This window comes from Salipiger sp. PrR002 (assembly GCF_010500775.1).
GTDB lineage: Bacteria > Pseudomonadota > Alphaproteobacteria > Rhodobacterales > Rhodobacteraceae > Salipiger.
This window is the reverse complement of sequence record NZ_JAAGOU010000005.1, coordinates 47,936-61,132: the sequence shown is the minus strand read 5'-3', so window position 1 is coordinate 61,132 and position 13,197 is coordinate 47,936. Positions and strand designations below refer to the sequence as shown.

The 13,197-nt window shown below is 66.9% G+C and carries 12 protein-coding genes; 4 read left to right on the top strand and 8 right to left on the bottom strand.

Going from position 1 to position 13,197, the window contains the following annotated elements:
• Positions 1 to 24: 24 nt before the first annotated feature.
• The gene (gcvP, locus tag G0A00_RS06800) at positions 25 to 2,874 is read left to right on the top strand and encodes an aminomethyl-transferring glycine dehydrogenase (protein WP_164179933.1); all 2,850 of its coding nucleotides are present in this window, start codon (positions 25 to 27) and stop codon (positions 2,872 to 2,874) included.
• A gap of 196 nt (positions 2,875 to 3,070) precedes the next feature.
• Here gcvP and G0A00_RS06795 read toward each other — a convergent pair whose 3' ends face one another.
• The 3 genes from G0A00_RS06795 to G0A00_RS06785 all read right to left on the bottom strand — a co-directional run bounded on the left by G0A00_RS06795 (position 3,071) and on the right by G0A00_RS06785 (position 7,280).
• A complete protein-coding gene (locus G0A00_RS06795; RefSeq protein ID WP_164179932.1) occupies positions 3,071 to 3,952 on the bottom strand; it encodes an inositol monophosphatase in 882 nt (293 codons plus the stop codon).
• A gap of 98 nt (positions 3,953 to 4,050) precedes the next feature.
• Positions 4,051 to 6,579, bottom strand: coding sequence for an ABC transporter permease (locus G0A00_RS06790; RefSeq protein WP_164179930.1), 2,529 nt, complete (start codon positions 6,577 to 6,579; stop codon positions 4,051 to 4,053).
• Positions 6,576 to 7,280, bottom strand: coding sequence for an ABC transporter ATP-binding protein (locus tag G0A00_RS06785; protein WP_164179928.1), 705 nt, complete (start codon positions 7,278 to 7,280; stop codon positions 6,576 to 6,578). The genes G0A00_RS06790 and G0A00_RS06785 overlap by 4 nt, the downstream gene beginning before the upstream one ends.
• Before the next feature lie 19 nt (positions 7,281 to 7,299).
• Between G0A00_RS06785 and G0A00_RS06780 the strand changes: the two genes are divergently transcribed.
• The gene (locus tag G0A00_RS06780; RefSeq protein ID WP_164179926.1) at positions 7,300 to 7,971 is read left to right on the top strand and encodes an arylesterase; all 672 of its coding nucleotides are present in this window, start codon (positions 7,300 to 7,302) and stop codon (positions 7,969 to 7,971) included.
• Positions 7,972 to 8,045: 74 nt separating this feature from the next.
• Here G0A00_RS06780 and G0A00_RS06775 read toward each other — a convergent pair whose 3' ends face one another.
• Both G0A00_RS06775 and G0A00_RS06770 read right to left on the bottom strand, forming a co-directional pair.
• Positions 8,046 to 8,249: a hypothetical protein gene (locus tag G0A00_RS06775; protein WP_164179924.1), complete on the bottom strand. Its 204-nt coding sequence runs from the start codon at positions 8,247 to 8,249 to the stop codon at positions 8,046 to 8,048.
• 263 nt (positions 8,250 to 8,512) lie between these two features.
• The gene (locus G0A00_RS06770; protein ID WP_164179922.1) at positions 8,513 to 9,073 is read right to left on the bottom strand and encodes a L,D-transpeptidase; all 561 of its coding nucleotides are present in this window, start codon (positions 9,071 to 9,073) and stop codon (positions 8,513 to 8,515) included.
• A gap of 140 nt (positions 9,074 to 9,213) precedes the next feature.
• Between G0A00_RS06770 and trxC the strand changes: the two genes are divergently transcribed.
• Positions 9,214 to 9,651, top strand: a complete 438-nt coding sequence (trxC, locus tag G0A00_RS06765) for a thioredoxin TrxC (protein WP_164179920.1) — start codon at positions 9,214 to 9,216, stop codon at positions 9,649 to 9,651.
• A 143-nt stretch (positions 9,652 to 9,794) separates the two neighbouring features.
• Here the strand turns inward: trxC and G0A00_RS06760 are convergent, their stop codons facing one another.
• Genes G0A00_RS06760 through fliL form a run of 3 tightly spaced genes read right to left on the bottom strand, consistent with a single transcriptional unit; the run spans position 9,795 to position 11,385 of the window.
• Entirely contained in the window at positions 9,795 to 10,445 is a 651-nt protein-coding gene (locus G0A00_RS06760; RefSeq protein WP_164179918.1) for a MotE family protein, read from the bottom strand.
• Positions 10,445 to 10,816: a hypothetical protein gene (locus G0A00_RS06755; RefSeq protein WP_164179916.1), complete on the bottom strand. Its 372-nt coding sequence runs from the start codon at positions 10,814 to 10,816 to the stop codon at positions 10,445 to 10,447. Before G0A00_RS06755 ends, G0A00_RS06760 begins: the two co-directional genes overlap by 1 nt.
• Positions 10,817 to 10,827: 11 nt before the next feature.
• Complete coding sequence (gene fliL, locus G0A00_RS06750) at positions 10,828 to 11,385, bottom strand: flagellar basal body-associated protein FliL (protein WP_164179914.1); 558 nt, start codon at positions 11,383 to 11,385, stop codon at positions 10,828 to 10,830.
• A gap of 150 nt (positions 11,386 to 11,535) precedes the next feature.
• Here fliL and fliF point away from each other — a divergent pair, with 150 nt between their 5' ends.
• Positions 11,536 to 13,152: a flagellar basal-body MS-ring/collar protein FliF gene (fliF, locus tag G0A00_RS06745; protein ID WP_235952953.1), complete on the top strand. Its 1,617-nt coding sequence runs from the start codon at positions 11,536 to 11,538 to the stop codon at positions 13,150 to 13,152.
• Positions 13,153 to 13,197: the final 45 nt, after the last annotated feature.

The window sequence follows — 13,197 nt, the reverse complement described above, 5'->3', positions numbered from 1 at the left end:
CTTGCTGTTTCTGGACGGATCGACATGGCCTTCACGCCCACAGACTACCTGCCGTATGACTTTGCCAACCGCCGCCACATCGGGCCCTCGCCCAAGGAGATGGCGGATATGTTCGAGGTGCTGGGGGTCAAGGACCTCGACGCGCTGATCAAGCAGACCGTGCCCGCCGGCATCCGGCAGGCGGATGAGCTCGAGCTTGGCAAGCCCATGTCCGAGCGCGAGATGCTCTGGCACATGCGCGAGGTCGCATCGAAGAACAAGGTTCTGACCTCGCTGATCGGTCAGGGCTACCACGGCACGGTGACCCCGCCCGCGATCCAGCGCAACATCTTCGAGAATCCCGCGTGGTACACCGCCTACACGCCCTATCAGCCCGAGATCTCGCAGGGCCGCCTCGAGGCGCTTCTGAACTACCAGACCATGGTGTCGGACCTGACCGGCCTCGAGATCGCCAACGCCTCGCTGCTTGACGAGGCCACCGCCTGCGCCGAGGCGATGACCATGGCGCAGCGTGTGGCGAAGTCGAAGGCCAAGGCCTTCTTCATCGACGAGAACTGCCACCCGCAGAACATCGCCGTGATGCAGACCCGCGCCGCGCCGCTCGGGATCGAGATCATCATCGGCAGCCCCGATGCGCTGGACGCCGAACAGGTCTTTGGCGCGATCTTCCAGTATCCGGGCACCTATGGTCATGTGCGCGACCTCACCGCCGAGATGGAGGCGCTGCACGCCGCCAAGGCGATCGGCATCGTCGCCGCCGACCCGATGGCGCTCTGCCTGCTGAAAGAGCCGGGCGCGATGGGCGCCGATATCGCCGTGGGCTCGACCCAGCGCTTTGGCGTGCCGCTCGGCTATGGCGGCCCGCACGCCGCCTATATGGCCACCAAGGACGCCTACAAACGCTCGATGCCGGGCCGCATCGTCGGCGTGTCGATCGACAGCCACGGCAACCGCGCCTACCGCCTCGCCCTGCAAACCCGCGAGCAGCACATCCGCCGCGAGAAGGCCACCTCGAACGTCTGCACCGCGCAGGCGCTGCTGGCAGTGATGGCGGGCTTCTACGCGGTGTTCCACGGCCCCGAGGGGCTGAAGGCCATCGCGCAGCGCATCCACCGCAAGACCGCCCGCCTCGCGCGCGGGCTGGAAGAGGCTGGCTTCAAGGTCGAGCCCGAGACTTTCTTCGACACGATCACCGTGGACGTCGGCCTGCTGCAGCAGGGCGTGCTGCGCGCCGCCGTGAAGGAAGGCATCAACCTGCGCAAGGTGGGCGAGACCCGCGTCGGCATCACGCTTGACGAGACCACCCGCCCGGCCACCATCGAGGCGGTCTGGCGCGCCTTCGGCCTGCTGCGCAAGGACGAGGATTTCGCCCCGCACTACCGTCTGCCCGAGGCTTCGCTGCGCAGCAGCAGCTACCTCACCCACGAAGTGTTTCACATGAATCGTGCCGAGACCGAGATGATGCGCTACATGCGCCGTCTCGCCGACCGCGATCTGGCGCTGGACCGGGCGATGATCCCGCTCGGCTCCTGCACGATGAAACTCAACGCCGCCGCCGAGATGATGCCGGTGAGCTGGCCCGAGTTCGGCTCGCTGCACCCCTATGTGCCCGAGGATCAGGCGCTTGGGTACAGGCAGATGATCGACGATCTGTCGGACAAACTGTGCAAGATCACCGGCTATGACGCCTTCACCATGCAGCCGAACTCCGGCGCGCAGGGCGAATACGCGGGCCTGCTGACCATCGCCTCGTGGCAGCGCGAGCGCGGCGAGGGCCAGCGCAACGTCTGCCTGATCCCGGTCAACGCCCATGGCACCAACCCCGCCTCGGCGCAGATGGTCGGCTGGAAGGTCGTGCCGGTGAAATGCGACGAGAAGGGCTCGATCGACCTCGTGGACTTCCGCGCCAAGGCCGAGCAGTACAGCGAAACGCTGGCGGCCTGCATGATCACCTACCCTTCGACCCACGGCGTCTTCGAGGAGACGGTGCGCGACGTCTGCGCGATCACCCACGAGCACGGCGGGCAGGTCTATATCGACGGCGCCAATATGAACGCCATGGTGGGCCTCTCGCGCCCCGGCGATCTGGGCGGCGACGTCAGCCACCTCAACCTGCACAAGACCTTCTGCATTCCGCATGGCGGCGGCGGCCCCGGCATGGGTCCGATCGGCGTGAAGGAGCACCTCGTGCCGCATCTTCCGGCGCATCCGCTGGAAGAGGGCATCGCGGGCCCGGTCTCCGCCGCGCCCTTCGGCTCGCCCTCGCTGCTGCCGATCTCCTGGGGCTACATCCAGATGATGGGCGGCGCGGGGCTGACGCAGGCGACCCGCGTGGCGATCCTCAACGCCAACTACATCGCAACCCGCCTCGCCGGATCCTATGAGGTGCTCTACACCGGCCTTGAGGGCCGCGTGGCGCATGAGTGCATCATCGACATCCGCCCCTTCGGCGACAGCGCCGGGGTGACCGTGGACGATGTGGCCAAGCGGCTGATCGACTGCGGCTTCCACGCGCCGACCATGAGCTTCCCGGTCGCGGGCACGCTGATGATCGAGCCGACGGAGTCGGAGACCAAGGCGGAGCTTGACCGGTTCTGCGATGCCATGCTGGCGATCCGCGAGGAGATCCGCGCCATCGAAGAAGGCAAGGCCGACGCCGAGAACAACCCGCTCAAGCACGCGCCTCACACGATGGAAGACCTCGTGCGCGACTGGGACCGGCCCTACAGCCGCGAACAGGGCTGCTTCCCGCCGGGTGCCTTCCGGGTCGACAAATACTGGCCGCCGGTCAACCGCGTCGACAACGTCTGGGGCGACCGCAACCTGACCTGCACCTGCCCGCCGATGAGCGATTACGCCGAGGCGGCGGAGTAAGGCGGAGAGGGCAGGAGCGAGGGGCGCTGCCCCTCGCGCTCCCCGGGATATTTAAGTCTAGACGAAGCACAAGCGCCCCCCTCTTCGTCTAGATGAAAATATCCCCGCCGGAGGCACGCCGCAGGCGTCCAAAGCACGTCCAAAGCAAAAGGGTGGGACCTAAGGTCCCGCCCTTTTCGCGTCGCATGGTGCAGGGTCAGCCCTCGGCAGGGGTCTCGAGCAGGAAGGAGAAGGCATCGCGGATGCGCTCCCATGTTTCCTTGTTCGACGCGCAGAGCAGCACGCCGTCGCGCGTGGCGGCGTTGTATTCCGAGCCATCGAGCATCGCCACATGGCCCCCGGCACAGCGCGAGATCAGCGCCCCCGCCGCATGGTCCCAAGGCGTCAGCCGCGCCGAGAAGAGGAAATCCACCGAGCCTTGCGCGAAGAGCCGGAACTCATGCGCCGAGCAGCGCAGCGTGTGGCTGCGCTCGAACAGCGGCAGCGCCGCGCCGACCTGCGCGCGCTTGTCCTCGGGCATCAGGTAGAAGGGGATGAAGCCCTGCAACTCCTCGAGCTTGCCGCCCGCCGAGACCGATACATGGCGGGTAAGGCGGCGCTTGGGGAGAAGCATCTTCGCCTCGCCGCCGATCTCGGCCACCATCACGTCGTCCATGATCGGATCGTAGATCATCCCGAAGACCGGCACGCCAAAGCGCGTGGCCGACAGGATGATGCCGAAGGTCGAGAGGCCATGCGCGTAGTTCCACGTGCCGTCCACCGGGTCGATGGTGAAGGCCAGCTCCGCATCGCCGATCTTGTCACGGATCTCGGGGTGTTCCGCCACCGCCTCTTCACCGACGATCAGCGCGTGCGGATACATGCGCTGAAGGCCGCGCGCGATCATCGCCTCGGCACCCTTGTCGGCGGCGGTCACCAGATCCTGACGGCCGGTCTTTTCCGACACCTCGCTGGGATCGAGCGACCGGAAACGCGGCAGGATCTCGGTTTTCGCCGCGCGCCGCAGCAGGTTGAGAATGCTGGTGCGCTGTGCCTGCGAGATCGGGGCCGAGATCGGCATAGGCAGGGAATCGGTCATGGGAGGGAGGTCCGTCCTTTGCAGCCATAGGTCGCTATTGAAGTGCCAGCCCCTGCCCCGAGGTTCAAGCCAGCTGTTTGCACACCAGCGAAATGCCCCTATTCGCGGGCACGCAGCACTCTTGCCGGTCGTGCCGAGAGCGGCCGCCATGCGAAGGCGAGGCCCGCCAGCAGCGTCGCCAGCGCGCCGCCAAGGATGATCCCGAGCGCCGAGCCCCACATCACGTCGAACCGCGTTTCCATCAGGAAGTGACTCACCGCCCAGCCCCCAAGGAGGCCCGCGGCCAGTGCCACCACGCCCGCCGCCGCGCCCAGCAGCGCCGAGCGCAGCGCGAAGCTGCGCAGGATGCGCCCGCGCGAGGCACCGAGGGTCTTGAGCACGGCCGCCTCGTAGCTGCGCGCCGCCTCGCCCGCCGAAGCCGCGCCGATCAGCACCAGAAACCCGGTGAGCAGCGTCGCGCCCGCGCCCCAGCGGATCGCACCGGCGACGCCTTCGAGCAGCTCGGACACGCGGTCGATGGCGTCGCGCACCCGGATCGCGGTGATATTGGGATAGGCATCGGCCAGATCGCGCAGGATCTGCGCCTCGGCCTGCGGCTCGGCGTAGACCGTGGAAATCCACGTATGCGGCGCCCCGGCCAGCGCAGCGGGGTTCAGCGTCATGACAAAGCCGATCCCGGCGGTCGAGAAGTCCACCTCGCGAAAGCTGGTGATCTCGGCGGTGATGTCGCGGCCAAGGATGTTGACGGTGATCTCATCGCCAAGGTTCAGACCCAGTTCCTCGGCTTCCTCAGCGGCAAAGCTGACCTGCGCCGGGCCGCTGTAATCCTCGGGCCACCATGCGCCTTCGGTGATTGTGGTGCGCTCGTCCGGCGCGGCGGCATAGGTGATGCCGCGATCCCCTCGTACCACCCAGTGATCGCCCGCCACCTGCTGCGCATCCTGCCCGTTGATCCGTGTGACCACGCCGCGCAGCATCGGCGCAGTGTCGACCCGGCTGACCGCCGGATCATCGGCGAGCCGGGCGCGGAAACCCTCGATCTGATCCGGCTGGATGTCGACAAAGAAATACGACGGCGCCACCTCGGGCAGATCGCGCGAGATCGAGGCCCGCAGGTTGCCGTCGATCTGGCCGATGGCGGCCAGCACCGACAGGCCAAGCCCCAGCGACAGCACCACCGAGGCCGCGGTCTCGCGCGGGCCGCCAATGGCCGAAAGCGCCCATCGCAGCGCCGGGCGGCCGCGCGCCAGCGGCGCGGCGCGATGCGCCAGCCAGCGGATCGCGGTGGCGGCAAGCGCGAGAATGACCAGCGCGGCGAGCAGCCCGGCGGCGGTCCAGAGCGTGACCTGCGGGTCGCCCGAGAACAGCGTCGCCGCCCCCACAAGCGCCACCAGCAGCAGCAGCGTCGCGACCACATAGCGCGGCGCGGGCAGGCCCTTGGCGCTGTCGAGCGCATCGCGGAACAGCGTAGCGGCGCGCACTTCTTCGGTGCGGGCGAGCGGCCAGAGGGTAAAAAGCAGCGCGGTGAGCGCGCCGTAAAGCGCCGCCTCGGCCAGCGGGCCGGGGTAAAGGGTGAAGACCACCGGCACCGGCAGCGCGCTGGCGATGATCGGCGCAAAGAGCAGCGGCACACCCGCGCCGAGGATCAGCCCAAGCGCGATGCCGACCAATGACAGCGCGCCGATCTGCAGAAAGTAGGTCAGAAAGATCGTGCCGCGCGTCGCGCCCAGCGTGCGCAGCGTGGCGATGACCGAGGTCTTGCGCGCCAGATAGGCCCGCACCGCCGCCGACACACCAATGCCCCCCACGGCAAGCCCCGAAAGCCCCACCAGCACAAGAAACCGCCCAAGCCGCTCGACAAAGCGGGCAATCCCCGGCGCACCATTGCGCGCATCGCGCCAGCGAATGCCGGTGTCGCGGTAACGGGCCTCGGCTTCGGCCTTCAGCGCATCCAGATCGCTGCCCGGTGGCAGCAGCAGGCGATACTCGGATTCGTAAAGCGAGCCCGGCGCCAGCAATCCGCTGCCCTGCAGATCGGAGGTCCGCACCAGCGTGCGTGGGCCAAGGCCAAAGCCGTCGCCCGCGTCGTCCGGCTCGCGGGTGATCACTGCCGAGAGGGTGAACTCCTGCGTGCCGAGCCGGAAGCTGTCACCCGGCTGCAGCCCCAGACGGTCGGCCAGCACCGGAGCCATCACCGCGCCGGGCCGTCCCTCCGCACCGTCCAGCGCCTGCGGCAGCGGCATCGGCGGGTCCAATTCCATTTGCCCGAGAAGCGGATAAGCGTCATCGACCGATTTCACCTGCGTCAGACCGCGCTCGGTCTCGCCGTCGCGGGTCACCGTGGCCATTGATCGGAAATCGGTGATCTCGGAAATCTTGGTGGAGATGCTGCCGAGCCAGTCCAGCTCGTCCTCGGTGGCGAAACGGTAGGTGAACTCGGCCTGCGCATCGCCGCCAAGCAGCACCGCGCCCTGATCCGACAGCCCGGCCTCGATCGCCGTGCGCACCGAGCCGACGCCCGCGATGGCGGCGACGCCGAGCGCGAGGCAGGCGATGAAAATGCGAAACCCATGCACACCGCCGCGCAGCTCGCGGCGGGCAAAGCGGGCGGCAGTCGCCAGACTCATTCAGCCGCCCTTTCCGCGCCGCGCGCGTGGGCGGTATCGACTCGCCCATCGGTCAGCCGCACCACGCGGTCGCAAAGCTCGGCCAGCCGGTTCGAGTGGGTCACCAGCACCAGCGTCGCGCCATGTTCGTCGCGCAGGCCAAAGAGCAGGTCCATGATCGCCTGCCCGGTGGAGCCGTCGAGATTGCCCGTCGGCTCGTCCGCCAACAGGATCTGCGGACGCGGCGCCGACGCCCGGGCCAGCGCCACGCGCTGCTGCTCGCCGCCCGACATCTGCGAAGGGTAATGACCAGCACGGTGCCCGAGGTTGACGCGCTCCAGCTCGGCCTCGGCGCGGGCAAAGGCATCCTTATGCCCCGCAAGCTCCAGCGGCGTCGCGACATTTTCGAGCGCGGTCATCGTGGGAATGAGATTGAACGACTGAAACACCACGCCCATGTGATCGCGGCGGAAGCGGGCCATGCGGTCCTCGTCCATGCCGGTCAAATCTTGTCCCAGCACCTCGACGCGGCCCGAAGTCGCGCTTTCCAGACCGCCCATCACCATCAGAAGCGAGCTTTTCCCGGAACCCGACGGCCCGATCAGCCCCAGCGTTTCGCCACGCCGGACATCCATCGAGATTCCGTGAAGGATTTCGACCGGACCGGCATTGCCCCTGAGACTGAGAGTGACATCATTGAGGGCAATCATAGGATCGGTCATGGAAAGGCCTTTGCGGAAAATGGCACGTTCAAAGACATATGGGGGTTTTGCCCTGCTCAGCAAGGCTGCGGTCTGCCTCACTTTTCTGACAAATCCAATTCCGGCCCTCGCAACCGAAGTGCTCGCGCTCGGTGACAGTCTCACGCAGGGCTACGGTCTGCCCGCGCCCGACGGGCTGGTGCCGCAACTGCAGGCGTGGCTGAGCGCGCAGGGCCATGAGGTCACCATCGTCAATGGCGGCGTCTCCGGCGATACAACTGCGGGCGGGCTGTCGCGGGTGGCGTGGTCGCTGACGCCCGAGATCGATGCGATGATCGTCACGCTGGGCGGCAACGACATGCTGCGCGGGCTCGACCCTGCGGAGGCAAAAAAGAACCTCGCGGGGATTCTGCAGGAGGCGCAATCGCGGGACCTGCCGGTGCTGCTGGTGGGGATGAGCGCGCCGGGCAACTACGGGGCCGACTACAAGGCCGAGTTCGACGCGATCTATCCCGCGCTGGCCGAGGAGTACGGGACGTTGCTGTTCGAGGATTTCTTCGCCGGGCTGCGCGAGGACGGTCAGATGCCCGCAGATGCCACGGCGATGATGCAGGGGGATGGCATTCACCCCAATGCCGACGGCGTCGTCAAAGTGGTCGAGGCATTGGGCCCGAAGGTCGAGGAGCTTATCGCGCAGACTGGCGACGACTGAGCGCGCTGTGACTGAGCGGGCTGGCGGCGCGCCGATCCGTGCAGGGAATCACCCGCGCACGGCTTGCGTCAAGTTCAGGAGCGGACGGTCTCGGCGGTTGCCGGGCGCAGCACGGTGCCGCAGAGCCCCGCGTAGATGATCGGCAGAACACCGACGACGAGGCTGACCGAGAAGTAAAGGCCGATTGCGTTCAGCAGCGAGGTATCGAGGAAGATCCAAGAGAAGAGACCGCAGAGAAATCCGAAGATGCTGCCGGCCATGATCGCCACAATCGCCATACTCTCATCCTTCGTTACAAAGCGCCCGGCTCGTCGGGGCCACGCTGGTACAAGGAAATTTTTGGCAGCGGATTCGGGCTCGAATGTGGCGGCCAGACTGTCTAAATGCGGCAATTTGCGGGTGTTTGTCTGGCTCGACGCTTCTTTGAAGGCGCTGTAAACCGTCTAAAAACAACGAGGGCGGCCCTATCTGGACCGCCCATCGACGCGCGTCGCGCCGGCAATCACGAGGATCGCTGGCGCTCGCCGGGCTCGGACAGCGCTCAGAGCACGGTGACCTTGGTGCCGATCGGCACGCGCTGGTAAAGGTCGATGACATGCTCGTTCAGCATGCGGATGCAGCCGTTGGAGACCGAGCGCCCGATCGAGTCCGGCGCGGTGGTGCCGTGGATGCGGAAGAACGTATCGCGGCCGTTCTGGAACAGATAGAGCGCGCGCGCCCCAAGCGGGTTCTGCGGACCGCCGGGCTGGACATAATCATTGTCTCTGAACCGCGAATAGGTCTGCGGCTCGCGCTCGATCATCTCATCGGTCGGGCGCCACGTGGGCCATTCCTTTTTGACCTGAATCACCGCGTTGCCGGTGAACTCGAGGCCGGCCTTGCCGACGCCCACGCCATAGCGCAGTGCTTGGCCCGGCGCGGTCACGAAGTACAGGAAATGCGCCCGCGGCATGATCAGGATTTGCCCCGGTTCGAGGTCCTGCCGGATGCCGACGGATTGCGGCTCGAATTTCTGTTCGAGGGCGAAAGCGGCTCCCGGCGCTGCGGTGGCCAGTGCCGCGCCCGCGGTGGCCGTGGTGACGAAAGTACGGCGGGTGATCATGGGCACCTCTCTTGGTTTGTTCTTCGAGCATGGGAATTGTGGCCTCGCCACGCGCGAATTCAATGGGTTTGACTCAAGGGGATTGTCACGATTGCGCAGAGAACACATATCAGACGAAACGAATGTATGGAGATCACGAAATGGTCAAGCTTGTCTGCCTCGATTGTGGCCAGACCAACCGCGTCCCGCAAGACCGACTTGGCTCCGGCCCGAAATGCGGCACCTGCGGCGCAGGGCTGATGGATGGGAAGGCCCATGAAATCGACGATGCGACGCTCGAAAAGGCGATCCGCACCGACGACGTGCCGTTGGTCGTGGATTTCTGGGCGCCGTGGTGCGGCCCCTGCCGGATGATGGCGCCGGAATATTCCAAGGCCGCCGCCGCGCTGAAAGGCCGCTCGCGGCTGGTGAAGCTGAACACCGAGCAGCACCAGCGTGCCTCGGCGAAATTCGGAATTCGCGGCATTCCGACGCTGATCGCCTTCGGCAAGGGTCGCGAGGCGGCGCGGCAGTCCGGCGCGCTCCCCGCCGCGCAAATCGAGGCCTTTGCCAACCAAGTGCCCGCCGCCAAGGGCTGACTGGGTGGCGGGGTCGCGGACCTTTTCTGGTGCGGATCGCGCGGCCTTAAGGTGCGCGACTCGCTTCATTTCCCAAAGGTCCCAGCACCCTAGAGACCTCAAAGGCGTGCCGCCCAGTGGCACGCCCGCTGAGTCTCCCCCTTCTAGTTCTTCGGCGCGTTGGCGTTTCGCCCGGCCAGCATCACGCTGATTGTGTAAGCGGCCTGAGGGTCCATGCCCGATAAGATCGCCGCCGCCGCGTCGGGGCGCATTCGCCCAAGAAACCCGGCAGCGAAATCCGGCTCCATCTGCGCAAAGAGCGCCGCAGCCTCTCGCGGCTTCATGTTGGCATAGACCTGCGTCAGCTGCGCAATGTCCTGTTCTGCCGCGGTTTCCGCCATGGCGAGCGTGGCGCGCAGACGTTGCTCTGTCTCCTGCATGGCGGTTAGCTTCTCCTCGATCGTCGCCTCGGCGACGCGCAGCGCCTGCATCCGGCTGCGCAGGTCCTCTTCGCGCTGCGTCACCTCCGCTTCGCGCGCGCGCAACGCCTCAAGCGCAGGCGCCAAATCCTCTTCGCCGACACAGACCCCGGGCGCATTGGCCTCGGTATGAGCGCCCGGGTTGGGGTCAGCCTGCGCCAAAGCGGCGGTGCCTTCCGGCGTCGCATCCCCGGGCACATTGTTGAGGGCCAGAGCCGCCCCGACCCCCAACCGCACGAGCGCCGACGCGATAAGCAGCGCGCCGATCACCGCCAGTACACCGAGTCCGCGCCCGGCGCGCCTGCCTCGCGGCAGGTTCCGCAGGAGCGCCTTCATCACCGGGCGCCGCTGCGTGAATGCCGCAGGAACACCGGCTCCGCACCCGGCTCTGCCGACGCCCTGCGGTTTGAGGCCGCGTCCCCCTCCGGCAGGTCGTGCATCGAGGCGATCAGCAATTCCAGCCGCTGCGCGACCTGCTCGCCGCGCTCTGTCAGATCGCTCAATTCCGCGCCCGAGGTGCCCGCGGCCTTCTGCGCGGCGTCGAGCGAGCGTGTCAGATCATCGACCTGTGCCGAGAGCACCGCCACGGCACCGCCGACGCCGTTCTCAAGGTCGGTGAACCGGGTCAGCCGCCGTGACAGGACAAAGCAGTAAAACCCCGCGCCAAGTGCCCCGGCCACAAGCAGAATATCGGCGATCAAGTCCATGTCGTCCCCCTTCAGTTCAGCACGAATTCGGTGACGAGAAGGTCGCGCACGCTGTCCTCCCCGGCGACCATCTGGATGCGCCGCAACATCTGCGCGCGAAGTCGGATCAGCGCGCCCTGCGCCTCGATATCGCCGGGCTCCAGCGCGCGCAGATAGGTGTTCAGCACGTCCAAAATGCGCGGCATCAGTTGCTCAACCTGCGCGCGCCTTTCAGGAACGACCTCAAGCTGCGCAGAGAATCGCAGGTGATGCAGCGCCGAAACCGGTCCCAGCGATGCAATCAGCTGCGGCAATTCGATGAAACCGACCGCCGCGCCGCCATCGCCGTGGCTCCCAGCATCCTCGCCCCCATGCGCGCCATCACCCCCAGCCGCAGTATCATGCCTGGCAGCGGCATGTGCATCGCCGCCCGCAGCGCCACCAAAGGGCAGCATCCCCGAAAAGGCCGCATAGAAGCCTCCGCCCCCGCCCAGCAGGGCGAGCAGCAGGCCGATCAGAAGCGGCAGTTTCGAGCCTTTCTTTCGCGGCGCTTCCTCTTCGCCGGCCGCGTCGGCGGTGGCGTCGGTCATGGCGCACCTCACGTCTGGCTTGCCCGTTTATAGGCGCAGAGAGGCTAACCGATTCTTAAGCCTGATCGTCCAAACAGGGCTCACCGGGGCGCCCTGCGCAGGATGTCTCTCTGGGTCCCGGACCCGGGATAAAACCAAACGACGGAGGCTATGTTGGAGCAGTTCGCCACAGTCTGGAACGCGCTGACGCCGCGCCGACGGGTGCTGGCGTTCGGGGCCACGCTGGCGATGATGCTGGCGGTTCTTGGCATGGCGCGACTCGCCGGCTCCCCGTCGATGTCGCTGCTTTACGCTGGGCTCGAGAATGGCGCTGCGGGCGAGGTCGTCGAGGCGCTGGAAGCGCGCGGCGTGCCGTTCGAAGTGCGCGGCGGCGCCATTTTCGTGCCCGACACGCAACGCGACGCACTGCGCATGACCCTCGCGAGCGAGGGGCTGCCCGCCAACAGCACTCAAGGCTACGAACTGCTCGACACGCTGTCGGGGTTCGGCACCACATCGCAGATGTTCGACGCCGCCTACTGGCGCGCCAAGGAGGGTGAACTGGCGCGCACCATCGTTGCCAGCCCCTATATTGCCACCGCGCGCGTGCATATCGCCAATTCCAGCGCCAATCCGTTCCAGCGCGACGTCACGCCGACGGCCTCGATCTCGGTCACCGCGAGCGGCGCCGCGATCACCCCGCCGCAGGCGCGGGCGCTGCGCTATCTCGTCGCCTCCGCCGTGCCTGGCCTCGTCCCTGAGGACGTGGCGGTGATCGACGGCGCGGGCGGGCTCATCGGGGCGGAAGACGAGCCCGGCGCAGGTCCCAGCGCCGAAGACCGCGCGCTGCAGCTGCGCGACCGCGTCCAACGCCTTGTAGAGGCGCGGGTCGGCGCCGGAAACGCAGTGGTCGAGGTCAGCGTCGACACGGTGACCGAGAGCGAATCGATCCGCGAACGGCGCTTCGACCCCGAGGGCCGCGTGGTGATCTCGACCGACACGGAAGAAGAGACCAACACCAATCAGAACAGCGGCAGTCCCGATGTCACGGTCGCGTCCAACCTCCCCGACGGTCAGGCCGGGGGGGGGCAAAGCTCCTCAAGCCAGAGCAGCGATTCGCGTGAACGGGTGAACTACGAAGTCTCCGAGACCATGCGCGAGGTCACCCGTGTGCCCGGCGAAATTCGGCGGCTCACGGTGGCGGTGCTGGTGAACGGACGTTTCGAAACCGCCGCTGACGGCAGCACCCGCTTCGTGCCGCTGCCCGAGACCGAACTGGCCGCCCTGCGGGACCTTGTATCCTCCGCCGTCGGCTACGACGAAGCGCGCGGCGATGAGATCACCCTGCGCTCGCTGCCTTTCGAACGGCCCGAGGGGCTGGGCACCGGCCCCATCGAGCCCGGCTGGTCCACCCTTCCGCTCGACCCGATGAGCCTTATCCAAATGGGCATTCTCGCTGCCGTGGCGCTGATCCTAGGATTGTTTGTGGTGCGCCCGATCCTCGCTGGAAAGCCTGTGACTGGCGAAGCCCCGCTGTCGCTGCCTGGCGGTTCGATGTCCGGAAGCGCGCCAGAGGCGCTTTCCGGAGAAATCGAGGAAGACGACGATTTCGCGGGATTCCCCGCGCTCGGCGGCGGCGGCGATTTTGGCGGCATGGGCATGGTCGATTTCGACAGCCCCGCCGAGGAGGACCCGGTCGACCGCCTGCGCAACCTGATCGAGGAGCGCAAGAGCGAGACCGTCGAGATCCTGCGCAGCTGGCTCGATGAGAAGGAAGAGGCGAAATGACAGATTTGCGCTTTTATCTGGATGATTTCGCGGCTTCCCCCCGCA